The 23,139-nt window shown below is 61.4% G+C and carries 19 protein-coding genes; 15 read left to right on the top strand and 4 right to left on the bottom strand.

From position 1 onward, the window contains the following. Positions 1–51 precede the first annotated feature (51 nt). The gene (locus ACFO3S_RS14600; protein WP_378097350.1) at positions 52–1,074 is read right to left on the bottom strand and encodes a C40 family peptidase; all 1,023 of its coding nucleotides are present in this window, start codon (positions 1,072–1,074) and stop codon (positions 52–54) included. Between the two features lie 214 nt (positions 1,075–1,288). On the opposite strand from ACFO3S_RS14600, the gene ACFO3S_RS14595 reads away from it, so the two are divergent. Genes ACFO3S_RS14595 through ACFO3S_RS14585 form a run of 3 tightly spaced genes read left to right on the top strand, consistent with a single transcriptional unit; the run spans position 1,289 to position 4,608 of the window. Then, on the top strand, positions 1,289–2,524 hold the full coding sequence (locus ACFO3S_RS14595) for an anhydro-N-acetylmuramic acid kinase (RefSeq protein WP_378097347.1): 1,236 nt from the start codon (positions 1,289–1,291) through the stop codon (positions 2,522–2,524). Positions 2,525–2,554: 30 nt separating this feature from the next. Further along, entirely contained in the window at positions 2,555–3,691 is a 1,137-nt protein-coding gene (locus ACFO3S_RS14590) for an exo-beta-N-acetylmuramidase NamZ family protein (protein ID WP_378097344.1), read from the top strand. Positions 3,692–3,705: 14 nt separating this feature from the next. Then, positions 3,706–4,608 carry a BadF/BadG/BcrA/BcrD ATPase family protein gene (locus tag ACFO3S_RS14585; protein ID WP_378097341.1) on the top strand — a complete coding sequence of 301 codons (903 nt, stop codon included), beginning with the start codon at positions 3,706–3,708 and terminating at the stop codon, positions 4,606–4,608. Between the two features lie 59 nt (positions 4,609–4,667). On the opposite strand, the gene ACFO3S_RS14580 is transcribed toward ACFO3S_RS14585, so the two are convergent. Next, positions 4,668–5,396, bottom strand: a complete 729-nt coding sequence (locus tag ACFO3S_RS14580; protein ID WP_378097339.1) for a FadR/GntR family transcriptional regulator — start codon at positions 5,394–5,396, stop codon at positions 4,668–4,670. Between the two features lie 143 nt (positions 5,397–5,539). Here ACFO3S_RS14580 and ACFO3S_RS14575 point away from each other — a divergent pair, with 143 nt between their 5' ends. The 10 genes from ACFO3S_RS14575 to ACFO3S_RS14530 all read left to right on the top strand — a co-directional run bounded on the left by ACFO3S_RS14575 (position 5,540) and on the right by ACFO3S_RS14530 (position 17,178). Continuing rightward, a complete protein-coding gene (locus tag ACFO3S_RS14575; protein ID WP_378097336.1) occupies positions 5,540–6,955 on the top strand; it encodes an FAD-linked oxidase C-terminal domain-containing protein in 1,416 nt (471 codons plus the stop codon). Between the two features lie 55 nt (positions 6,956–7,010). Beyond that, positions 7,011–8,333 (top strand): (Fe-S)-binding protein, encoded by a 1,323-nt coding sequence (locus ACFO3S_RS14570; RefSeq protein WP_378097787.1) that lies wholly within the window; start codon positions 7,011–7,013, stop codon positions 8,331–8,333. Between the two features lie 63 nt (positions 8,334–8,396). Beyond that, on the top strand, positions 8,397–9,089 hold the full coding sequence (locus ACFO3S_RS14565; RefSeq protein ID WP_378097333.1) for a copper homeostasis protein CutC: 693 nt from the start codon (positions 8,397–8,399) through the stop codon (positions 9,087–9,089). A 206-nt stretch (positions 9,090–9,295) separates the two neighbouring features. Next, positions 9,296–11,128: a sensor histidine kinase gene (locus tag ACFO3S_RS14560; protein WP_378097331.1), complete on the top strand. Its 1,833-nt coding sequence runs from the start codon at positions 9,296–9,298 to the stop codon at positions 11,126–11,128. Beyond that, on the top strand, positions 11,121–11,918 hold the full coding sequence (locus ACFO3S_RS14555) for a response regulator transcription factor (RefSeq protein ID WP_378097328.1): 798 nt from the start codon (positions 11,121–11,123) through the stop codon (positions 11,916–11,918). The genes ACFO3S_RS14560 and ACFO3S_RS14555 overlap by 8 nt, the downstream gene beginning before the upstream one ends. A 104-nt stretch (positions 11,919–12,022) precedes the next feature. Next, complete coding sequence (locus tag ACFO3S_RS14550) at positions 12,023–13,339, top strand: ABC transporter substrate-binding protein (RefSeq protein ID WP_378097325.1); 1,317 nt, start codon at positions 12,023–12,025, stop codon at positions 13,337–13,339. A 2-nt stretch (positions 13,340–13,341) separates the two neighbouring features. After that, the gene (locus ACFO3S_RS14545; RefSeq protein WP_378097322.1) at positions 13,342–14,034 is read left to right on the top strand and encodes a beta/alpha barrel domain-containing protein; all 693 of its coding nucleotides are present in this window, start codon (positions 13,342–13,344) and stop codon (positions 14,032–14,034) included. Between the two features lie 14 nt (positions 14,035–14,048). Next, positions 14,049–14,963 carry a carbohydrate ABC transporter permease gene (locus tag ACFO3S_RS14540; RefSeq protein ID WP_378097319.1) on the top strand — a complete coding sequence of 305 codons (915 nt, stop codon included), beginning with the start codon at positions 14,049–14,051 and terminating at the stop codon, positions 14,961–14,963. Continuing rightward, entirely contained in the window at positions 14,947–15,807 is an 861-nt protein-coding gene (locus ACFO3S_RS14535; RefSeq protein ID WP_378097316.1) for a carbohydrate ABC transporter permease, read from the top strand. The genes ACFO3S_RS14540 and ACFO3S_RS14535 overlap by 17 nt, the downstream gene beginning before the upstream one ends. 33 nt (positions 15,808–15,840) lie before the next feature. Further along, positions 15,841–17,178, top strand: a complete 1,338-nt coding sequence (locus ACFO3S_RS14530) for an FAD-dependent oxidoreductase (RefSeq protein ID WP_378097313.1) — start codon at positions 15,841–15,843, stop codon at positions 17,176–17,178. A 129-nt stretch (positions 17,179–17,307) separates the two neighbouring features. Here the strand turns inward: ACFO3S_RS14530 and yhbH are convergent, their stop codons facing one another. Further along, entirely contained in the window at positions 17,308–18,453 is a 1,146-nt protein-coding gene (yhbH, locus tag ACFO3S_RS14525; protein WP_378097310.1) for a sporulation protein YhbH, read from the bottom strand. Positions 18,454–18,669: 216 nt separating this feature from the next. On the opposite strand from yhbH, the gene ACFO3S_RS14520 reads away from it, so the two are divergent. Continuing rightward, positions 18,670–19,836, top strand: a complete 1,167-nt coding sequence (locus ACFO3S_RS14520) for an exonuclease SbcCD subunit D (protein WP_378097308.1) — start codon at positions 18,670–18,672, stop codon at positions 19,834–19,836. Continuing rightward, entirely contained in the window at positions 19,833–22,925 is a 3,093-nt protein-coding gene (locus ACFO3S_RS14515; RefSeq protein ID WP_378097305.1) for an AAA family ATPase, read from the top strand. Before ACFO3S_RS14520 ends, ACFO3S_RS14515 begins: the two co-directional genes overlap by 4 nt. A gap of 11 nt (positions 22,926–22,936) precedes the next feature. On the opposite strand, the gene ACFO3S_RS14510 is transcribed toward ACFO3S_RS14515, so the two are convergent. Next, on the bottom strand, positions 22,937–23,139 hold a 203-nt coding region (locus ACFO3S_RS14510; RefSeq protein WP_378097302.1), incomplete at its 5' end, for a hypothetical protein.

The following is a 23,139-nucleotide window of genomic DNA, read 5'->3' as shown; positions in this document are numbered from 1 at the left end:
CCTGGTCCGAGTTGTCCGGGATGGATGCTGTCCATGGGAAGGCGCCGCGAATTAGATCAGCCTGCGGGCGGTGACGAATCTTTTTTTCCACTTGTCGTCGAACTCGCCGATGTGGACGCCCTTGTCTTTGGAAAAGGTGTGCAAGATCCGATTGTCGCCGGCATAGATGCCAACGTGACCGATGTCGAGACCGCGCGCTCCGAAGAACAGCAGATCGCCGGCGCGCAGCTCGTCCAGGCCGATCTCGCGGCCTTCCTTCGCCTGGTTGTACGATACGCGAGGCAGGTCGACGGCCAGCACTTCCTTGAACACGTGATGAACGAAGGAGGAGCAGTCGAAAGTCTCGGTCTGCCCGAGCGCAGCGCCGAATTCGTAAGGCGCGCCCAAGTATTGCTTGCCGAAGGCGATCAGCTCGTCGCCTTGCAGCGCGGCAAGGGAAGGGCTCTCGTAATCGGTGTAAAGCGGCTTGGCCGAGACGAAGCCGATTCTGTCGTCTTCCGTGCGAACCTCCAGCCATCGGGCGTCGATCTCGCGAAGCACCTGGAGGCTCTCGCCCTTGGCCAGCATGCCGCGTACGGTCGCATCGGAGCCGCTGTCGGGCTCGGACCGGAGGTTCACGCCGTAAGTGACGGTGTGGGGATACTCCCGAATGGTGGAGATGGCAATGTCGTTGGCGTAGGCGTGCCATTGGACGACATGCCCCATCGCTTCGCCGAGGAAGCGCAGCGGCAGCATCGCCGTACCGTTCGAGACGATCCCGGGCTGGGTTAGCGCGACGGCATCGCCGTTGAGGAAAGCCGTACGGTCGCCGATTCGATAAGTAAAAGAAAAACCGTCCTTGGCGGCGCTCACCGTCTGCGTCGCGTTCGTCCACGACACCTCCGCACTCTGCGCCTCGAAAATGTCGCGCATCGGCACGAGCGTTGCGCCGGCAACGACGATCGGGTCGGCGGCCAATGTCAGCCTTTTCCCGTCTATGTAGATGTCCGGAGCGCCGTCCGCCGCCGCGTGCGCGGGCGGCGCTTGCCCGAGCAGCAGACCGAGCAGGACGACGGATCCGATTCTCGTTCGCATGTGTCCGTCTCCTCTCCTCTTTTAATCTATAAGCTTTAACGCAGGGAAAGGCGGCAGGTTGTGTGGGAAATGATGGAGGCGCCAAATTACGAACTTAAATTATTTATTTATGTTAAAATTAATGAAATTTTATTTCTAATTCCATTGACGAAAAAAAGGCCCCGGATTATGATTACGACAGAAATAAGCCGGATACAGATCAGGGGGGAACAAGATGAACGCTAACGGGTTGCGGGCGGCCGGCCCGCGCGGCCGGAGAGCCGGCGAGGAGGATGGGAGCCGAAGCGTCCGCGTCGCGATCGGCCTCATGTCGGGCACTTCGGTGGACGGCATTGACGCCGCGGCGATCGAGATTCGGGAGGGGGACGGCGGACGGCCGCAAGTCCGGCTGCTCTCGTTCGAGAACGTTCCCTATCCTCCCGCCGTAAGGGAGGAAATCTTCGCGCTGTTCGATCCGAGCGCTGCGACGGTCGACCGGGTCGGGAGGATGAACGCGCTGCTGGGCGAGCTGTACGCGGAGGCGGCGCTGTCGGCCATCCGCCGGGCCGGCCTCGAACCGGAAGAGGTCGATGTCGTCGGCTCGCACGGCCAGACGATCTATCACGCTCCCCAGCCGCATTCGAGCCAAGGGTACGAGCTGCGCTATACGGTGCAGATCGGAGAGGGAGCGGTCATCGCCGCCAGAACGGGCATCCCCTGCGTATCCGATTTTCGCGTCGCGGATATGGCCTGGGGCGGACAGGGGGCGCCGCTGGTTCCGTTTACCGAATATTTGCTGTACGGCGAGCCCGATCGTACGCTGCTGCTGCAAAATATCGGCGGCATCGGCAACGTTACCGTGCTGCCGGCCTCCTGCGCGCCCGAGGAGGTGTACGCCTTCGACACCGGCCCGGGCAACATGGTCATCGACGGCGTCGTGTCGCGGCTGTTTCCCGGCATGTCGATGGACGTCGGAGGCGCGAGGGCGAAGGAAGGGAACGTCGATCAGGAGCTGCTGGCGCAGCTTCAGGAGGAGCCTTACTTCGCTCAGGCGCTGCCCAAGTCGACAGGACGGGAGCTGTTCGGTGCTGCTTACGTGGACAGGCTGATCGCCTATCGGGACGAGCGCGGCTTGCCGCCGAACGATCTGGTCGCCACGGCGACGAAGCTGACGGCCTGGTCGATCGGAGACAGCTATCGCCGCTACATACGCCCGAAGCATTCGGCGGCGGCGATGATCGTCGGCGGCGGCGGGAGCTATAATCCGACGCTGCTCGGCATGCTGAAGGAGGAGCTGGAGCCGATGGGCGTTCAGGTGATGACGCAGGAGGATATCGGGCAGAGCAGCGACGCCAAGGAGGCGATCGCCTTCGCCCTGCTCGCGGATTACGCCATCGCCGGCAGGCCGAACAGCCTGCCGGGCGTTACCGGGGCCAGACGGGCGGCGGTGCTGGGCAAAATCTCCTATTAAAATCGACTGGAGAGAGGCGGGTGCACGCGGATGGTACGCAACGGCATCGATTGTATCGAGAAATACGCTCATCTGTTTAAAGGAAAAAGACTGGGGCTGATTACGTCGCCGAGCGGGCTGACCGCCGAATTGGAATCGACGATACGCGTGCTGCACGAGAGGTTCGAGCTTGCCGCCCTGTTCTCGCCCGAGCACGGCGTGCGCGGCGATCTTCATGCGGGCGTGCCGGTGGACGACTACGAAGATCCGATCACCGGAGTGCCGGTGTACAGCTTGTACCGGGGGGATTCCAAAAGGCTTACTCCGGAGATGCTGGACCAGGTGGACGTCGTCGTATATGACAACCAGGATATCGGCGTGCGCTACTATACGTATATCTACACGATGCTCTACGCGATGGAGGACTGCGCGAAGGCCGGCAAGCCGTTCGTCGTGCTGGACCGGGTGAATCCGATCGACGGCGTTACGGTGGAGGGGAATGTTCTGAGGCCTGAATTCCGCTCGTTCGTCGGCAACTATCCGCTGTGCGTGCGCTACGGTCTGACGGCGGGCGAGGTGGCGACGATGGCGAACGCCGAGACGGGTTGGAACGCGCAGCTCAGCGTCGTGCGCCTCGAAGGCTGGGAGCGGGAGATGCTGTTTCCGGAGACCGGCCGCATCTGGGTTCCGCCTTCGCTCGGCATGCCGCGCTTCGAGACGGCGATGCTCTATTCCGGGACGTGCCTGTTCGAAGGCACGAACGTATCCGAAGGCCGCGGCACGACCTCTCCGTTCGAGATCGTCGGCGCGCCGTTCGTCCGGGCGGAGGAGCTGGCGGACGAGATGAACCGCAAGCGGCTGCCGGGGGTCCGGTTTCGTCCCGTCTACTTCAATCCGACGTTCTCCAAGCACGAGGGCAAGCTGTGCGCGGGCGTGCAGCTTCACGTAGTGGACTTCCGGGCGCTGCGGCCGCTCGAAACCGGCGTGAGGCTCATGTACGAGCTGAAGCGGCGCTATGAGCAGTTCGAATTTCTGCCGCCCGTTCGGGAGAACGGCAGGCCGTTCATCGATCTTCTCGGCGGCGACCGCTCGTACCGGGAAGAAGACGACGAGGAAGCGCTTCTGGAGCGGTTTCGCGAAGAGAGCCGGACGTTCTCCGAACGCAAGCGGACGTATCATCTATACTAGAGGAGGAACAACGAATGAGATACGTGGCGGGAATGGACGGCGGCGGGACGAAAACGGCGCTGGCGATCGCGAGCGAACGGGGAGAAGCCGTGCACCGCTTCGTCTCCGGGCCGATCAATTACAACGGCCAGGACGAGGAGAGCATACGCCGCAGCTTCCGGGAGATGTTCGCCGAGATCGAGCGGGTATGCGGCGGGCTGGCGAACTGCGCGCGGCTCTGCATCGGCGCGGCCGGCGTCAGCCATCCGACGGTCGTCTCGCGGATGACGGAGCTCGTCCGGTCCTGCGGCTACGAAGGCGGCCTGATCATCGCGGGCGACCATGAGACGGCTTTGCGCGGGGCGCACGAGAGCCCGCACGGCATCATTCTCATTGCCGGAACCGGCTCGATCTGCTTCGGCAGGAACGAAGCGGGAGCCGAGCATCGCACGGGCGGCTGCGGTTATCTGATCGATGACGAGGGGAGCGGCTACAGTATCGGACGAGAGCTTCTCTCCGCCGTCGTCCGGGCCGGCGACGGGCGTCTGCCGCCCACGGCGATCACTTCCCTCGTCTTCAAGCGGCTCGGCATCGATTCGGTTCGGCAGGTTATCGGGTTCGCGCACGACAAGACGACGAATAAGAAGGACATCGCCGCCCTCGCCTCGCTGCTGCCGGAAGCCTGCGCGCTCGGGGACGACGCGGCGAGGGCGATCGTCCGCAAGAGCGCCGATGCGCTGCTCGAGCTGGTCGTTCCTGTCGCGGAGAAGCTCGAATTAGGCGGCGGAAGGCTGGCGCTCGCCGGCAGCGTGCTGCTCCGCAACGACGACATCCGGGAGGCGCTGCTCGCCCGGTTGAAGCGGGAATATCCGGCGATGGCGGCGTATCCCGCGAAGCAGGAAGCTTCGTGGGGAGCCGTGCTGATGGCGCTTGAATAGAGACAGCTTCCGGTCCGCTTGTACGGACGTCGGAAGCTGGCGGGGCACCGGCTTGGCGCTTATCGGCGGCCGGGCGACTCGAGAGCCTCCCGCAGCACCTGCTCGACTTTGCTCAGATGCTCCGAGACGAGCTCGTTCGCGCGCCGCTTGTCCTGACTGGCAATCGCTTCGAAGATGGAACGGTGTTCGGCGAGAAGCCGGGCCGCCGTCGCTTGCTCGCGGTAGAACCACAGCTCGCGCGTCTGCCGGATCGATCCGGCGAAGCGGTCGGAGAGCGACTCCATCAGCTGCACGAACAGCGAATTTCCCGACGCCGCCGCGATGGCCATATGGAAGTCCGCATCGGCGCGTTCGCCTTCGGACGTATCGTGGCGGTCCAGACAAGCCTCCATCGTCTCGATCAGCCGGCGAAGCTTGGCGAGATCGGCGGGCGTTCGCCTCTCGGCGGCCAGCGAAGCGGCGCCGATCTCGAGGGTGCGCCGAACTTCCAGCAGCTCGATCAGCGAGGCTGCCCCCCGGAACAGCCGATCGGCCCCGTTTCTCGCATCGTTCGGGAGCTCCTCCTTGACGAATGTGCCGCCCCCGTGCCGCACGTCCAGCCAGCCCATCGCTTTTAACGCGCTGGCGGCCTCGCGAATCGTCGATCTCCCAACGCCGTAAGCCTCCGCGAGCTCGACGACCGAGGGCAGGCGCTGCCCGGGCCCCCATTCGCCGTCCCGAATACGGCGCACGATATCCTCCGCAACGAGTTCGTGCCCTTTGGGCGTTTCTATTTTTAATGGCCGCATTTCCGAACCTCCCTACCGCCAGATCCTAAGCTTGCCGGATTCCGGCCGCGTGTTGCACCTATTGTCTATACAATACTATAAATTTGAAATATAATGAACTCAAAGTCATCAGATGACCTGACTAATTAAAGGGGGTTTCAAGCATGCTGGATGCGGCTGTGGCCCGACGACTGCGGGAGATCGTGGGGGAACCGTATTTCAAGGACGATCGGCAGTCGCTCGTCGCGCATTCCTATGACGGCACGCCGATGCTGCAAAGTCTGCCCGACGGCGTCATTTATCCGGAAAACACGCAGCAGGTGTCGGACATCATGAAGGTGCTGTCGGAGCATCGCATTCCCGTCGTCTCCAGAGGGTCCGGCTCCAATCTGTGCGGAGGCACCGTTCCCGTGCAGGGGGGAGTGGTAATGGTCATGCATCGCATGAACCGGATCGTGGAAGTGGACATGGAGAACTTGACGGCGACGGTGCAGACGGGAATCATTACGGCGGAGTTCATCGCGCATATCGAATCGCTCGGGCTGTTCTACCCGCCCGACCCGAGCAGCATGAAGATTTCCACGATCGGGGGCAACATCGCCGAGTGCTCGGGGGGGCTGCGCGGGCTGAAATACGGGACGACCAAGGATTATGTCATCGGCCTGGAGGCGGTGCTGGCCAGCGGCGAAATTCTCCGCACCGGAGGCAAGCTGATGAAGGACGTCGCCGGCTACGACCTAACGAAGCTGCTCGTCGGCTCCGAAGGGACGCTGGCGATCGTGACGGAGGCGACGCTGAAGCTCGTGCCGCCGCCGAAGAGCAAGAAGACGATGCTGGCGATGTACAAGGACTTGTACGGCGCGGCGAGAACGGTGTCGCGAATTATCGAGGCCAAGATTATCCCAGCGACGCTGGAGTTTATGGACAACCCGACGATCCGGGTCGTCGACGATTTCGCCAAGCTGGGCCTGCCGAGAGATATGGAAGCAATTCTGCTGATCGAGCAGGACGGCGACCCGGCCGCGGTGGAACGCGACATCGAGCGGATCCGGGAAATCTGCGAAGCGGAGCGGGCCGATCGGCTGGAGGTGGCGGAGACGCGGGAGCAGGCGGAGAAGCTGCTGACGGCGCGCCGCAGCGCCTTCACGGCGCTGGCCCGGCTGCGTCCGACGACGATTTTGGAGGATGCGACCGTTCCGCGCTCGCGCATCGCCGATATGGTGCTGCGCATTAACGAGATCGCGCGCAAGCACGGCGTCACGATCGCCACGTTCGGCCATGCGGGCGACGGCAATCTGCATCCGACGGCGACGACGGACGCGCGCGACCGCGAAGAGGTGCATCGCGTGGAGCAGGCGTTCGAGGAAATTTTCGAGGCGGCGATCGAGCTGGGCGGCACGATAACGGGAGAGCATGGCGTCGGCCTCGTAAAGGCGCCGTTTCTGGAATGGAAGGTCGGCAGTGCCGGCATCGAGCTGATGAAGGGGATCAAGGCCGCGTTCGATCCGAACAATCTGCTGAATCCGGGCAAAATGTTCGCCAAGGAAACGAGGAAAAGGGTGGTCATCAACCGTGGCTAACGAGAACGCAGCGGCAACGATACCGAAGAAGCCCGACATCGAGCACAGTAATCCGATGGCCAAGACGCTGCTGGCCAAGCTCGATTACGATCAATTGACGAACTGCATGCGCTGCGGCTTCTGCCTGCCCGCCTGTCCGACGTTCAGGGAGACCGGACTGGAGCCGGAATCGCCGCGCGGCCGCATCGCGCTCATGAAGGCGGTGGCCGACGGGCTGATGGACCCCGATCAGGCGTTCCAGGATCAGATGAATCACTGTCTGGGCTGCAGAGCCTGCGAGCCGGCCTGTCCCGCCGACGTGAAATACGGGCAGCTCATCGAGCAGGCGCGGGACGCGATCGAGGATCATGCCGAGCACAGCGCTCCGATCCGGGGCGTTCGCAAGCTGATGTTCAAGGGCGTATTTCCGCATCGCGGAAGGCTGAAGTGGCTGGGCCGCTCGCTTGCCCTTTATCAGAAATCCGGGCTTCGCGCAATCGCCAGAGGCACCGGGATTATGAAGCTGTTTCCGAAGCATCTGCGCGAGATGGAGCGGATTTTGCCCGACGCGACCGGCAAGGGCGTCGTCGAGCGGCTCGGCACGATCTATCCGGCCAAGGGAGAGAAAATCGCTCGCGTCGCGCTGTTCCGCGGCTGCATTATGGACGTCATGTTCGCGGACACGAACGTCAACACCGTTAAGCTGCTGGCCGAAGCCGGCTTCGAGGTCGTTATCCCGGAGGCTCAGGTCTGCTGCGGCGCGCTTCATGCCCATAGCGGGGAGATGGATCAGGCGCGGGATTTGGCCCGCGTCAACGTCAAGGCGTTCCGCGAGGCGGGCGTCGAGTACATCGTCTCCAACGCCGGAGGCTGCGGCGCGCTGCTCGTCGAGTACGATCACCTGCTGCACGGGGACCCGGAATATCGCGAGCTCGGCGAATGGTTCGCCCCGCGCGTCGTCGACGTCAGCAAGCTGCTCGTGGAGAAGGGGCGCATTCCCGATTTCGCGGAGGCGGATACCGCTGCAGCTGCCGAACCGGTCACGATCACCTATCAGGATTCGTGCCACCTTCGCAACGTCATGAAGAGCTCGACCGCGCCGAGAGAGCTGATGAGCCAGGTGGCGGGAGCCCATTTCTGCGAAATGAGAGACTCGGATCGCTGCTGCGGCTCGGCGGGCATCTATAACGTGACGCAGCCGGAGATGGCGGGACAGATTCTCGAGCACAAAATGGAGCACGCCAACGCGACGAACGCCCGCTACCTGCTGACGAGCAATCCGGGCTGCCTGCTGCAGATGAAGCACGGGATCGAGAAGCACGGCGCGAAAGACAGGATGGAAGCGATGCATATCGTCGATTATTTATACGAAAGAATAGCGGAGCGGGCCGATCGTTAGGATGGACGGAGCCGGCCGTTTCTGGTATCTTAAATTCCATGCGAACTAACGGAGGGCATCGGAATGATATTGGAAGTTATCGCTACGAGCGTATTGGACGCCAAGCTGGCCCAGAAGCACGGGGCGGACCGGATCGAGCTGATCTCGGGCATCGCCGAAGGCGGAGTCACGCCCAGCGCGGGCTTGATCGAGCAGGTCGTGAAGGCGGTCGACATCCCCGTCAACGTCATGCTGCGGCCCCACGCGAACAGCTTTCGCTACGACGAGGACGATCTGGCGGTTATGCTGCGCGACGCGCGGAGGATTCGCGAGAGCGGGGCGGCCGGCATCGTGATGGGGATGCTGGACGGGAAGGGCGGCGTCGATACGGCCGCGCTGGAGCTGCTGCTCGGCGAGACCGGCGAGCTGGCCGTCACCTTCCACCGTGCGTTCGACGAGCTGGAGGACCGACGTGCGGCGCTGGAGCTGCTTAGCCGGTATCCGACGATCCGCAGAATTTTGACCTCGGGCGGTCGGCCCAGCGCGCTGGACGCCAGGGACGAGATCGCAGAGCTCGTTCGGCTGAGCGAGGGCGGCGCTCCGGACATTCTGGCCGGCAGCGGCCTCGTGCTGGCGTCGCTCGACGAGTTCATCCGGCATACACGGGTCCGAGAGGTTCATATGGGAACCGGCGTTCGCGTGAACGGCCGGGCGCTCGAGCCGATCGATCCGCTCAAGCTGCAAGCGGCGGCGGCGATCGCAGGCAAGTATAAGTAACGGCAGCATACAGAAGACTCCCGCACCCTTCCTCGAGGGCGGCGGGAGTTTTCTTCGTGATGCCCGAGGGACGGACGGAAACGATTTTTCCGACATTTACGTACCATTTCCGGGAGACAGGGGATAGCATTTCGCCGGCTTGCCGTTATAGTTAGAGTAGAAAAGGCTTACAACGGATTAGCCATCAACGATAAGGGGTCGACCTTATGGTTCAGCGAGCGATGAGATTTACGAGAGAAATGAATTTGCGATCCAAATTGCTGCTTCTGTTCACGCTGCTCATTTTGTTTCCGCTCAGCCTGCAGGGAGTCGTGACCTACCGGCACTTCTCGGCCACCGTCGATCAGAAGACGGAGCAGTTCACCGTCGACATCGTCCGCCAGATCAACGCCAACCTCGACCGGCTGCTGAAGGACTTCGAAAGGCTGTCGATGATGCCGCTGTACGATCAGATGGTGCTGTCGATTCTCGGCAAGTACGACGGAGAAATGGGCTCGGGCGTATGGGCTTCTTCGGACGACTACATGAAAATGAAGCTGTACACGTCGGCCAACGCTTACGACCGGGCGGAAATACACGGTATTCATCTGATCAGCAACAGCGGCATTTTTTTCTCCAATGTCGATTCCATGGCCGTCGACTCGGTGTGGGACAGCCGTCAGGACGAATGGTTTTCCGAGGTCGACCGCTCCGACGGAGCCTGGGTGCTCATACCGCCTCACGCGCCTTCCTATTACAGCGTTAACTCCGGCGAACCCTACATTTCCGTCGGGCGGAAAATTCGCGATCCCGACACGCTGCGCCCGCTCGGCTTCATTCTGATCGATATCAAGCTGGACGCTTTTCGGAGCATTTTGTCCAATCTGAATTTCGAGCAGGACGCGAATGTCATCGTAATGGACAGCCGGAGAAGACTGATTTTCAACTACCCCTCCGAAGGCGCCCCGTCTGCTTACGCCGACCTGCTGAAGCATCATCAGCCGCAGCCGTACGAAAGCAATCGGAAAATCGTGCTTGGCGGCCAGCCCTACTTGTACGTTCAACACCATTCCGGCTATTCGGGCTTGTCCGTCGTCAGCTTGACGCCGATCGGCGTCATTCAGAAGGAGTCGCGCGAGCTGGGGACGTTCACGCTATGGTTCGCGGCGCTGTGCGTCGCGGTCGTAACGCTGCTCGCGGTCATCGTCTCCTACCGCATTACCCGGCCGCTTATCGAGCTGAAGAAGAACATGATTCGCGTCGAGCAGGGGAAATTCGACCGAAGAGTCGCGGTATACAGCAAGGACGAATTCGGCCAGTTGGGTCGCGGGTTCAACAAGATGACCGAGGAAATCAACCGGCTGTTCAACGAGGTGTTCGTTCTCGGAATTCGGGAGAAGGAAGCGGAGCTGGCCGCCCTGCAAAGCCGGATCAATCCTCACTTTATCTACAACACGCTGGAATCGATCAGCATGACGGCGATCCGCAGCAACAACGCGGAAGTGTCCGACATGGTGTCCGCGCTCGGCAAGCTGCTCCGATATACGATCGACAAAGCCGACCGGCTGGTGCCGCTGTACGAGGAGATCCGTTTCGTGCAGTCCTATGTCCGGATTCAGCAGCTTCGGTACGGGGAGCGGCTGAAGGTGGAATACGACATCGACGATAAGGCCAACCTGATCGTCGTTCCGAAGCTGATCCTGCAGCCGCTCGTGGAGAACGCCGTATACCACGGGATCGACGAGGCGGAGCGGGGCGGAACGGTCTGGATATCCGCGCTGCGAATCGCGGACATGCTGCTGATTACCGTCAGAGACGACGGAAAAGGGCTGCCGGAGCAGGAGATCGCTGCGCTGAACGAGCAGCTGCGGACGCCGCCCTCCTATCAGGGCTGGCAGCGGGACGACGGGGGCGGTCTCGGGCTGGTCAATATCGCCCAACGGATTATGCTCATTTACGGAGACCGGGGCGAGCTGACGGTGGACGGAAGCCCCGGTCAGGGGCTGGCAGTCACGATCTCGATACGGCTTGGCGAGACGGAGGGAGAAGCGAATGTATAAAGTGCTGCTCGTGGAGGACGAAACGGTGATCCGGCAAGGGCTCAGGGAGCTGATTGGGCGATCGACCGGTCATTTCGAGGTGGCCGCCGAAGCGGCTAACGGGCAGGAAGCGCTGACGTATCTCAGAAGCGAGCTTCCCGATCTGCTCATTACGGACATCCGCATGAGGGAGATGGACGGGCTGACGATGGTGGCGCAAGTCAAGGAGATGTACCCGAGTCTGCCTGTCGTCATCATTAGCGGCTACGGCGAATTCGAGTATGCGAAGAAGGCGATCGCTTACGGCGTATGCAACTATCTGCTGAAGCCGATCGAGCGGCTGGAGCTGGTCGCGACGCTGGACAAAATCAAGCTGACGCTTGACCGGGAGCGGGGCATCGCCGTCTCCCCTCCGCCGGGACACGCGCCCGGCGATTCGCCGGAAAGCGGGGACGCGAGGAAGATCATTCGCGACGTTAAGGAGTTCGTCAAGCTGCACATCGACGGAGATTTGCGGCTGCAGACCGTTGCGGGTCAGGTTCATCTGAACGCCACCTACCTGAGTCAGCTGTTCAAGGCGGAGACCGGAATGAATTATTCCGATTACGTGTCCGAAGCCCGGATGGAGCGAGCCAAATGGCTGCTGGCGCATACGCGCCTGAAAATCTACGACGTGGCGCGCCTGTCGGGACATCAGAGCCCGAAGCACTTCATGCTCGTGTTCAAGCAGCAGGTCGGAATGACGGCGGGGGAATTCCGGGATCGCCACGGCCAGCCGGGACCGGGGGAGACGGCCGGAGAGAAGCTATAAAGATATCGTACCTTTTCTTGATTCGGCGTGATTTAGGCGAACGCCGCGCCCCCGTTATACTTTTTGATGAAGGGCCCATTCATAATCACTCAAGGGGGATGGATATGAGAAGAGCAAAGCTTTCTCTCGTGTTGGCACTATTGGTAGCGCTTTTAATCGGTTGCAGCAGCAACGGCAATTCCGGCTCCTCTGCCGCCACAGGCTCCGACGCGAGCGGCAGTCCGGGACAACAGGCAGAAGTCGAGCTGAAGTTCATGATGTGGGGCAACCAGGCCCATATGGACGTCTACGACAAGCTGATCGAGGGCTTCCAGCAGGAGAACCCGGGCATCCGGGTCACGATGGAATCCGTTCCGTTCGCCGACTACCAGCAGAAAATTTCCGTGCTGGCGGCCGGGAAATCGCTTCCGGACGTCGCTTGGGTGGCGGAGCGAATGGTGCCGCAATTTATGGACAACGGCATTCTTGCCGACGTATCGGAGTTTAAGGACGACGCGGAATTTAATCTCGCCGACTTCATTCCGAGCACGCTCGATCTGTTCCGCGACGGCGACAAGCTGCGCGGGCTGCCGTTCTCCACGCCGCCGGTCGTTATGTTCTACAACAAGACGCTGTTCGACAAGGCGGGCCTGACCGATCCGAATACGCTGGCCAAGGAAGGGAAGTGGACTTGGGCGGAGTTCGAGAAATCCGCGCAAACCATCGCCAGCAAGGACGCGAAAAACCGCGTATACGGCGCGAACTTCTTTCGCGACTGGACGAATTGGGTAACGCTGTCCTCCTATTCGTGGTCGAACGGCAGCGGACCGTTTAATAAAGAGATTACGGAATTCACGTGGAACGACCAGTACGGAATCGAGACGTTCCAGATGCTCGAACGGATGATGTTTACGGACGAATCGCACCCGAAGGCGGGTGAGCAGGTCAGCTTCGACGCCGGCAATTTGGCGATGTTCTTCGACGTGTACAGCTACGTGTCCAGAGCGAGAGAAATTCAGGATTTCGAATGGAGCATCGCGCCGACGCCGTCCGGCTCGCAAGGCAGCGTTCCGATGCTGGGACAGGCCGGCTATGCGCTGTTCAACGACAGCAAGCATCCGGAGGAAGCGAAGAAGCTGTTGAAGTATTTCGCCAGCCAGGAAGGCATTCAGGCGACTTCGACCTATTTCGTGCCGCCGCGCACGACGGTGCTGAACTCCGACGAGTTCATCAACCAGCCGAACAATCCGAGCAAGGAGCATATTCTTCAGGCGGTTATCGACGAGATGCCCAAGGCGCGCATTCTTCCGGGACACGTCCGCTGGCAAAATATCGATAACGCCATTCTGCAAGGCTTCGACCGGCTGTTCGGCAAAGTGTCGTCGGCGGAGGACAATCTGCAGAAGATTGCCGATGAAGTGAATGCCATCATGAGGGGCTAACGATGGCGAGACTGAACAAGGCTTTGCATGCGCGGAGGCTTACGCTCGTCGTAAGTCTCCCCGCCAATGACGTCGAATTGGCCCGTGCGGCGCTGGAGGCGGGCGCCGACGGTTTGAAGGTGCATATGAACGTCGGTCATCGGGCAAGCGGCAACCGGTTCGGACCGCTCGCCGAGTACGAGGCGGCGTTCCGCGAGATTCGGGCGATGTTCGAAGGACCGCTTGGCATCGTGCCGGCCGGAAGCGTCGAGGAGGCCAAGCCGGACGAGATTCGGCGGCTGGCGCCGCTGGGCTTCGATTTCTACTCGATCTACGCCCAGCATCTTCCGTCCTTCATGCTGGACGGAACCGGTCTGGACCGAACCTTCGCGGTGAACGAGCATTCCGATCTCGATCTTCTGTCCGCGGCCAGCCACTACGGCATGACGGCCGTCGAGGCGTCGATCGTGCCGGGCGCGGAATACGGAACGCCGCTCAGCTTCGCGGACGTGCTGAAGTACCGGCATATCGTCGAACGCGCGCAGGTGCCGGTGCTGCTGCCCTCCCAGCGCAAGCTCGTCCCGGACGATATCCGCGTGCTGGGCGAGACGGGCATTAAAGCGGTTATGCTGGGAGCGATCGTCGTCGGCACGACGGAGGAAACGATTCGCAGAGCGGTGGCCGGATTTCGCGATGCGATCGACAGATGGAATTAAGAGGCGGTGAACCGATGAGCGACAAAAGAAAACGGCGGTCCAGAGGGCCGCTTGCCCGCGAGGCGCAAATCGCCGGATGGCTGTTTATTTCTCCGATGGTGCTGGGCTTTACGCTGCTGCTGCTGTTCCCGATGGGACTGGCGCTGTATATGAGCTTTACGGACTGGCCGCTGCTGGGCAGCCACCGCTACATCGGCGTCGACAACTACCGGCACATTATGAACGACTCCCTGTTCTGGCAGGTGCTCGGCAACACGGTTTATTTCACGGTCGGGCTGGTGCCGCTCAACATTGTGCTGGCGCTGCTGCTCGCGCTGCTGCTGGCGAGAAGCATGAAGGGCATCGGACTGTTCCGGACGGCGATCTTCGTCCCGGTCATGACCTCGCTGATCGTCTGGTCGATCGTGTGGAAGTACATGTTCGCGACCGATTCCGGGCTGATCAACCAGCTGCTCGCCGTATTTAATATGAAGGGCCCCGCCTGGCTGTACGACACGAGTCTGGCGATGCCGGCCGTCATCGTCACGAGCGTGCTGAAGAACGTCGGCCTGAATATGGTGCTGTTCATCGCGGCGCTTCAGCAGGTGCCCGCATCGCTCTACGAAGCCGCCAAGCTGGACGGCGCAAGCCGGACGAAGTCCTTTTTCAACGTGACGCTTCCGATGATTACGCCTACGATCTTCCTCACCGTCATCATGACCGTGATCGGGTCGCTGAAGGTGTTCGGGCAAATCTTCGTCATGACGCAGGGCGGGCCAAGCAACAGCACGAAGGTGCTCGTCTACTATATTTGGGAAAAGGCGTTTAAGCTGTTCCAGCTCGGCTACGCTTCGGCGCTGGCCTTCGTCCTGTTCTTCGTCGTGCTCGTCTTGACGCTGGTGCAGTGGCAGCTTAGAAAAAGGTGGGTGTTCAATGAGAGCGACGCATAACGGCTCCGGTTCCTGGCGCAAGTCCTTGGGCACGGCGGGGACCTACGCGGTTCTCGGCGCGATCTCGCTCGTGATGATGGTTCCGTTCCTGTGGATGATTTCGACCTCCTTCAAGGAGCCGCAGGAAGTGTTCAAGTATCCGCCGCAGCTCATTCCTTCGACGTTCCGGCTTCAGAACTATGCGGACGTGTTCGACCTGATCCCGTTTCAATGGTTTTACTTCAACAGCGTATATATCGCCGCGCTCGTCGTAGGCGGCACAGTGCTGTTCGCGTCGCTGGCCGGGTACGCCTTCGCCAAAATTCCGTTCGCGGGCAGGAACGCAGTTTTCCTCGTGCTGCTCAGCGCGATGATGATTCCGCACGAAGTGACGGCGATCCCGATGTTCCTGTTCATGCGGGAGATCGGCTGGATCGACACGCATTTGCCGTTGATTTTGCTGCCGATTTTCGGAGCGGGCGGCGTGTTCGGCATTTTCGTGATGCGGCAGTTTTTCATTACCGTTCCGAAGGAGCTGGAGGAGGCCGCGATGATCGACGGCTGCAGCCGGCTGCGGATTTACGCCCGGATCATGATGCCGATCGCCAAGCCCGGGCTGGCGACGCTGACGATTTTTACGTTCGTGACCAACTGGAACGAGTTTTTCGATCCGCTGATCTTCATTAATACGCGCCGCTTGATGACGCTGCCGCTCGGCTTGTCCCTGTTCACGGACGAGGTCGGGACGGCCTGGCATCATCTGATGAGCGCGACGGTGATGGCGACGTTGCCGCTGCTGATTATTTTTTTCCTGGCGCAGCGGCAGTTTATCCAGGGCGTGGCTATGACGGGGTTAAAAGAATAGAGAAGACGGGAGTGGCTTCAAGTGGCTGCAGACATGAAAAAGGTAGAGGCGGACGTCGTCGTCGTCGGGGGAGGCCCCGCGGGCGTAGTCGCGGCGATCGCCGCCGGACGGCAAGGCGTGAGAACGGTGCTGGCGGAGAGGTACGGCTTTGTCGGGGGCATGTCCACGGCGGCGATGGTATACCCGTGGATGACCTTCCATGCCGACAGCGGCGAGCAGGTCATTCGGGGCATCGCGCAGGAGATTGTCGACCGGCTGATCGAGCGCGGAGGCTCTCCCGGACATCTGCGCGACACGGTGGGCTTCGTGCATACGGTAACGCCCTACCATCCTGAAATCTATCAGGTGGTGGCGATGGAGATGCTGCGGGAAGCGGGCGTACGGCTGTTCCTTCACAGCTTCGTCGACGAGGTCGACGCCAGGGACGGCACGATCCGCGCAGTGCGGATGACGACGAAATCCGGAAGGATCGAGCTGACCGGTCGCGTCTTCGTGGATACGAGCGGCGATGCCGACGTGGCCTATCTGTCGGGCACCCCGACGCTGCAGGGGAGAGACGGGGATCTGCAATCTCAGCCGATGACGATGAAATTCCGGATGCGGGGCGTCGATCTGAAACAGGTCAAAGCGTATATGATCGCCCATCCCGACAATTTCTACAAGAAGACCCCGATCGCGGAGCTGCCCGATTTGCCGCTGACGGGCGTGTGCGGCTTTTATTCCCAGTGGAAATCTTCGGGCGTGCCGATCAACCGCGATCAGGTGCTGTTCTTTACCGGGCCGGCGGAAGACGAGGTACTCGTCAACTGCACGAGGGTGCAAGGACTCGACGGCACGAACGTGGAGGACCTGACCCGCGCCGAGGAGGAAGGGCGCAAGCAGGTGCTGATGATGGCGGAGTTTCTGAAGCGGGACGTGCCGGGCTTCGAGGGCGCTTCCGTCTCGGCCGTCGGCACCCAGATCGGCATTCGCGAGACGCGGCGCATCGTCGGCCACTATTCGCTGACGAAGGAGGATGTGATCGCCGGCCGGAAGTTCGAGGACGCGATCGCCAGAAGCGGGTATCCGATCGATATTCACGATCCGTCCGGGAAAGGCGTATCCGCCTCCTGGATCGCAGGAGACGGCACCTACGATATCCCGTACCGCTGTCTCGTGCCGCAGACTACCCGCAACCTGCTGGCGGCGGGAAGATGCATCTCCACGACGCACGAAGCGCTCGCCACGACGCGGCTGACGCCGAGCTGCATGGCAACCGGCCAAGCCGCCGGCACGGCCGCCGCGCTGGCCGTTCTGGAAGGCGCAACGCCTGGCGAGGTGGACGTGCAGCAACTGCGGGAAGCGTTGAGGAGAGAGAAGGCGTATCTTTGAGCAGTTCGCGATTTAGCGTCTAGAGGACGCCGAAGGCGTTTTTGCTTAGTAAAAGGTAAGCGTAAAGGAGAGGATTTGCGCATGACAAGAAAGCCCATATTTCCCAAAGGGAGAATGGGCTTTCGCTTCTCACCCTGCCGCTTCCCTTTTCCGGAAGAAAGTCTTCAAAGCATTGTAAATCTCGCCCTTTTCCTTAATGACGTAATACAGAAACTGCTGGTGCTCCAGATGCTTGTAAGCCGACATCAGCGTGCTGCTTCGATTGTACTGGTTCACTTCCCCGTAGCCGAAAATGTTAGACCGCTCCAGCAGCTCCCTGATCAGCCGCACGCAACGCTCGTTGTCGCTCGTCAGGTTGTCTCCGTCGGAGAAATGGAACGGATAGATATTGTACAGCGACGGCGGATAACGGCTGTCGATAATTTCGAGCGCCTTGACGTATGCGGACGAGCAGATCGTGCCGCCGCTCTCGCCCCTCGTGAAAAACTCCTCCTCCGTCACCTCCTTCGCTTCCGTATGGTGCGCGATGAAGACGATGTCCACCTTTTCGTACTGCCGGCGCAGAAAGCGGGACATCCAGAAGAAGAACGACCGCGCGCAATACTTTTCGAACGAGCCCATCGATCCCGAAGTATCCATCATCGCCAAGATGACCGCGTTGTTCTGCGGCTTAACGATTTCCTCCCACGTCTTGAACCGCAGATCGTCGGGAGAGATGCCGCCGATCTGCGCTCTGCCTTCCCGCGAGTTGCGGCGCAGGTTTTCGAGAATCGTCCGCTTCTTGTCGATGTTGGACATGATGCCCTTGCGCCTGACGTCGGTAAACCGCACGTCTTTGACCTCGATCTGCTGTTTGTCTTTTTTCTTCAGATACGGCAGCTCGAGCTCCTCGAACAGCATCGACTCCAGCTCGGCAATGGAGATTTCCGCCTCCACGACGTCGTCGCCCGGCTCGGAGCCGGCGCCCTCTCCTTTGCCGCCGGCCGGCGTCGGATCGACGCCCAGCACGTCGCCGACCTGGCTGTCTCCGTTTCCTTGTCCGACATGCTTCTTCTTGTTCGTATTAAATATAAATCGGTATTCGTCGAGGCTGCGAATCGGGATTTTAATAATTTGGCGCCCATCGGACATGACGATGTTTTCTTCGGAGACGAGGTCGGGCAAGTTCTGCTTGATTGCCTCCCGGACTTTCTGCTGATGGCGCGCCTGATCCTGATAGCCTTTGCGGTGCAGCGACCAATCCTCCCGGGATAAAATAAACGAGGGATGATTCATGGGCAACCCCCTATCGTTTCGTGATTTAAAGGATGTATTACTCAATATATTCAAGATCGGCCAAACGATGTGTATCCATATCCCGGACAAGTCAATTTGGGACAGCAAGCGTCATTTTCCAACTGTAATCCCGGCTTCGATAGATTAAAATAATGATAGCTTGTTCGATAGACACATAGGACATAGGAAAATATCAGATAGGGGGGACAGCGCCTCATGAAGTTCATACATACCGCGGACTGGCATCTGGGCAAGCTTGTTCAGGGCGTCTATATGACGGAAGATCAGCGCCACGTGCTGGAGCAGCTCATGGAAACGATAGAAAGGGAGCGGCCCGACGCGGTCGTCGTCGCCGGGGATTTGTACGATCGGGCGATACCGCCGACGGAGGCCGTCGAGCTGCTGGACGAGCTGTTCGAGCGCATCGTAATCGGGCTGGACACGCCGCTGCTGGCGATCTCCGGCAACCATGACAGCCCGGACAGGCTGTCGTTCGGCACGGCGATCATGGAGGCAAGAGGGCTGCACCTCGCCGGTCAGCTTAAGCCGGAGCCTAAGCCGGTCGTGCTGAGAGACGGTCATGGAGAGGTTCATTTCCACCTCGTTCCTTACGCCGATCCGGCTCAGGTCCGTTACCTGCTCGGAGACGAGAGTATACGTACGCACGACGAAGCGATGAAGGCGGTCGTCGCCCGGATCGAAGCGACGATGGACCGCACCGCCCGGCACGTGTTCGTCGGGCACGCCTTCGTGACGCCGGGAGCCCGGCCGCAGGAAAACACGAGCCAGTCCGAGCGGCCGCTGGCGATCGGCGGCGCGGAGCATGTGCATGCGGAATATTTCGCGGGCTTTCATTACACGGCGCTCGGCCATCTCCACCAGGCGCATCACGTGGCCGACGAGCGAATTCGCTATGCCGGATCCCCGCTCAAATATTCGATATCCGAGGAAAGCCACCGCAAAGGCTTCCTCTTGGTGGAGCTGGACGGGGCCGGGAACGTATCCGTGGAGAAAAGGGAGCTGAAGCCGCTTCGCGACATGCGCCGAATCGCTGCTCCGATCGAGGAGATCGAGCGTCACCCGGTATGCGACGATTACGTGTTCGTGACGCTTCTGAACGACGATCCGGTGCTGTTTCCGATGGAGAAGGTTCGCGCGTCTTACCCGAACGCGCTGCATGTCGAGCGCAGGACGACAGCCACCCCGTGGCAGGGCGGCGCGAACGAAGCGGAGGGCAGGCCGGTACGGCGGGAGGCCGACCCGGTCGCGCTGTTCGCCGCGTTCTATCAGGAAGTGAAAGGGCTGCCGCTGTCCCCGGATAAGCGGAAGCTGTTCGCGGAAGCGTATGCGGCCGTATGGCAAGAGGAAGGTGGAGCGGAATGAGGCCGATTCGATTAAGCATGACGGCGTTCGGTCCTTACCGGGACGCCGAGACGATCGATTTCGGGGCGCTCGGAGACCGGAGGCTGTTCGTGATCTCGGGCAACACCGGAGCGGGCAAGACGACGATCTTCGATGCGATCTGCTTCGCGCTGTACGGGAGCGCCAGCGGGGAGGATCGCGCGGAACCGCGGATGCTGCGAAGCCATTTCGCGGATGACGACGTACATACGTCGGTGGATTATCATTTTGCGGTTGGGGCGCGGACGTATCGCGTATTCCGGCAAATGCCCCATCGGCGCGGCACGAATAAGAGCGAGACGGGAGGCAAAGCCGAACTGTACGAGACGACAGGCGGCAGCGAGACACCCTGCGTCGACCGGTTCACCGTCTCGGATGTGAACGCGAAGATCGAGTTGCTGCTCGGCTTAAGCCGGGACCAGTTCGGTCAGATCGTCATGCTGCCGCAAGGAGAATTTCGCAAGCTTCTGACGTCCGATACGGAAAATAAAGAAGACATTTTGCGCCGCATTTTCAGGACGGGCTTGTATCAGAAGATCGAGGACCGGTTTCAGCGGCAAAACCGCGAGCTCCAGGAGGCGCTTAAGCAGGCCAAGGCGATGCAGGACGTCTACGCCAAACAGGCGCAGCAGTCGCTGCCGCAGCGGGAGGGGAGCGCGCTCGCGGCGACGCTCAGCCAGGAGTACAGCAGCATGGCGCAAGTGTCCGACGGGCTGGCGCAGGAAATCGCTTATTATGAAGCCGCTGCCGAGGAGATCGGCCGCAGCAAGGCCGAACTGGAAGGAAGGCTGCAGGAGAACGAACGAGCTTTGCGCGAAGCGATGACGCTGGAGTCGAAGTTCGCTCAGCTGGCGGAGAAGCGCGAGCAGCTCGAGCGGCTGGTGCAGCGCAAGGCCGAGGCGGACGAGAGCGAACGGCGGCTGAAGCTGGCCGAGCGGGCCGCGAGGCTGCTGCCCTATGAGGAGCAGGCGTTGGAGGCGTCGCGCCAGGACGAGCAGAAGCGCGGGACGCTCGAGCGCAAGCAGCGCGAAGCGGCCGAAGCCGAGCGCGCGCATGCGGAAGCCGAGCGGCGGTACCGCCGCGAGGAAGAGCGGGCCGAGGAGCGCAAGGGCGCTGAGCGCGAGCTGTCGCGGCTGGCTGAGCTGCAGCCGATCGTGCGGACACTGGAGGAACGCCGGCTGGAAGTCGGGCGTCTGGCGGCACAAGAGCGGGCGGCGGCGGAGAAGCGCGAGACGCTGGAGCGGCAGCTGGAGTCGCTGCGCGAAGAGAGGCGCGCGGTCTTCGACGTCGTCAAACAGGCCGAGACGGAAGCGGCTGCACTGCCGGAAGCGCTCGAGCGTTACGAGAGATTGAAGAGCAAGTACAAGCTGCTTAAGGAGCTGGCCGAGCTCGATCAGCGGCTGGAGAACGGGTCGCGGCTGGAGGAGCGGCTGACCCGGTCGCTGGCGGAGCTCAAGGCCGAGCACGACCGCGCGGAGCTGCTCTGGCTGGAAGGGCAAGCCGGCCTGCTGGCCGAGCATCTGCACGACGGCATGCCGTGTCCGGTATGCGGAAGCGAGTCGCATCCGGCAAGAGCCGTTCCGGCAGCGAGTGTCCCGACGCGCGAACAGCTGCAGGAGGCGAAGGAGAAGCTCCGCGCTGCCGAACGCGAACTGGGCGAAGCGCGGGCGCAGGCAGCGGCGACGGGCGCCAGCCGAGCCGGCCGTGCGGAGTTGATCGCCGAATACGGCATTACCGCAGAGCCGCTTGGCGAGCAACTGATCCGGGCCGAGGAGGAAGGCAAGCGCGTACGTCAGGAAACCGACCGCTTGAAGCAGCAGGCCGAGGCCGTCCGAAGCCGCCGGCAGGAAGCCGAGAAGCTGGAGGCGCAGCTTGAACGCCTGCAGGCCGAGCGCGAGCGGCTGCTCGCCGAGCAGCACGTTCTGTCGGTGGAGCGCAGCTCCAAGCAGTCCGTGCTGGAGAACGAGCTGGGCCGCGTACCGGAGCCGTTGCGCTCGCCGGACGCGCTCGCGGTTCGCCATCGCGAACAAGCGATGCTCGTCGAACGGTTGAACGCCGAATGGTCGGATGCGCAGCGGGGACTGCAGAGCGCACAGACCAAGCTCGTAGAGGAGAAAACCAACGTCGTTCAGGCGTCCAGCCAGCTGCAGGAAGCCGAGCGGCAGCGCCAGCAAGCCGAGCAGCGGTTCGCCGAACAGCTGGCAGATGTCGGTTTCGACACGGCTGAGCATTACCGCGCGGCCAAAATGGCCGAGCCGGAGCGGGAGCGGCTTGCCGGCATGCTCGAGCAGTTCCGGCTTCAGCTGTCCGCCTTGAGCCAGCAAATCGCCGAGCTGGAGGACGATCTGACCGGCAAGTCCCGCCCCGACGCCGTTTCGCTCCAGGAGGCGATGAACGAGCTGAAGGCGCGATTGGAGTTGGTCGTCGCCGAACTGCACGCCGTCGCAGGGCACGAACGCGAAGCCCGAAGACTGCTCGCCGCAATCGCCGAGACCGAGGCGCAATTCCGCGAGCTGGAACAGCAGCAGCAGCAGGTCGCCGATATTTATCAGATGCTCAAGGGCGACAATCCGTTGAAAATTTCGTTCGAGCGCTACATCCTGATCGAATTTCTCGAGCAGATACTGCATGCCGCGAACGCCAGACTGACCGACCTGTCCAATGGGCAATTTCGGCTGGAGAGAAGCGACCGACTCGAATCCCGCGGCAAGCAAAGCGGCCTCGGACTCGACGTGTACGACGCCTATACCGGACTGAATCGCGACGTCAAGTCGATGTCCGGCGGGGAGAAGTTCAACGCCTCCCTCTGCCTGGCCCTTGGGATGACCGATGTTATCCAGTCCTATCAAGGCGGCGTCTCCATCGAAATGATGTTCATCGACGAGGGATTCGGCTCTCTGGACGAGGACTCCCTGAACAAGGCGATCGCCGCGCTCGTCGATCTTCAGCAATCCGGCCGCATGATCGGTGTCATCTCGCATGTGCAGGAGTTGAAAATGGCGTTCCCCGCCGTCCTGGAAGTCAGCAAGACAAAGGATGGCCACAGCCGGACGGCATTTATACTTAAATAGTCGGAACCGGGTTAGGCGACTGAGGGCTTTTGCCCTCCTCTATCGGCCGCTACTCTCTCCGCCGGGCCGCTGCTTGTTCGAGCCATTCGAAGCCTCCCGTACTCGTTATGCGTATAGATGGTGGCGCAGGCGCTCGTAGCCAGCATCATGAACGCCCCGGAGGGATTGTGGGCGTGGGTGCTGCGGAAGCGATATTCGCAAAAGTAGTACGGCC

The sequence above is a fragment of the Cohnella hongkongensis genome (genome assembly GCF_042654645.1).
Lineage (GTDB): Bacteria > Bacillota > Bacilli > Paenibacillales > Paenibacillaceae > Cohnella > Cohnella hongkongensis.
This window is presented reverse-complemented; position numbering and strand designations above follow the sequence as displayed.

Excerpts from the sequence above, each read along its gene's own strand:
- ACFO3S_RS14600 (WP_378097350.1), bottom strand. The coding sequence starts at position 1,074 with ATGCGAACGAGAATCGGATCCGTCGTCCTGCTCGGTCTGCTGCTCGGG.
- ACFO3S_RS14595 (WP_378097347.1), top strand. The coding sequence starts at position 1,289 with ATGAACGCTAACGGGTTGCGGGCGGCCGGCCCGCGCGGCCGGAGAGCC.
- ACFO3S_RS14590 (WP_378097344.1), top strand. The coding sequence starts at position 2,555 with ATGGTACGCAACGGCATCGATTGTATCGAGAAATACGCTCATCTGTTT.
- ACFO3S_RS14585 (WP_378097341.1), top strand. The coding sequence starts at position 3,706 with ATGAGATACGTGGCGGGAATGGACGGCGGCGGGACGAAAACGGCGCTG.
- ACFO3S_RS14580 (WP_378097339.1), bottom strand. The coding sequence starts at position 5,396 with ATGCGGCCATTAAAAATAGAAACGCCCAAAGGGCACGAACTCGTTGCG.
- ACFO3S_RS14575 (WP_378097336.1), top strand. The coding sequence starts at position 5,540 with ATGCTGGATGCGGCTGTGGCCCGACGACTGCGGGAGATCGTGGGGGAA.
- ACFO3S_RS14570 (WP_378097787.1), top strand. The coding sequence starts at position 7,011 with ATGGCCAAGACGCTGCTGGCCAAGCTCGATTACGATCAATTGACGAAC.
- ACFO3S_RS14565 (WP_378097333.1), top strand. The coding sequence starts at position 8,397 with ATGATATTGGAAGTTATCGCTACGAGCGTATTGGACGCCAAGCTGGCC.
- ACFO3S_RS14560 (WP_378097331.1), top strand. The coding sequence starts at position 9,296 with ATGGTTCAGCGAGCGATGAGATTTACGAGAGAAATGAATTTGCGATCC.
- ACFO3S_RS14555 (WP_378097328.1), top strand. The coding sequence starts at position 11,121 with ATGTATAAAGTGCTGCTCGTGGAGGACGAAACGGTGATCCGGCAAGGG.
- ACFO3S_RS14550 (WP_378097325.1), top strand. The coding sequence starts at position 12,023 with ATGAGAAGAGCAAAGCTTTCTCTCGTGTTGGCACTATTGGTAGCGCTT.
- ACFO3S_RS14545 (WP_378097322.1), top strand. The coding sequence starts at position 13,342 with ATGGCGAGACTGAACAAGGCTTTGCATGCGCGGAGGCTTACGCTCGTC.
- ACFO3S_RS14540 (WP_378097319.1), top strand. The coding sequence starts at position 14,049 with ATGAGCGACAAAAGAAAACGGCGGTCCAGAGGGCCGCTTGCCCGCGAG.
- ACFO3S_RS14535 (WP_378097316.1), top strand. The coding sequence starts at position 14,947 with ATGAGAGCGACGCATAACGGCTCCGGTTCCTGGCGCAAGTCCTTGGGC.
- ACFO3S_RS14530 (WP_378097313.1), top strand. The coding sequence starts at position 15,841 with ATGAAAAAGGTAGAGGCGGACGTCGTCGTCGTCGGGGGAGGCCCCGCG.
- yhbH (WP_378097310.1), bottom strand. The coding sequence starts at position 18,453 with ATGAATCATCCCTCGTTTATTTTATCCCGGGAGGATTGGTCGCTGCAC.
- ACFO3S_RS14520 (WP_378097308.1), top strand. The coding sequence starts at position 18,670 with ATGAAGTTCATACATACCGCGGACTGGCATCTGGGCAAGCTTGTTCAG.
- ACFO3S_RS14515 (WP_378097305.1), top strand. The coding sequence starts at position 19,833 with ATGAGGCCGATTCGATTAAGCATGACGGCGTTCGGTCCTTACCGGGAC.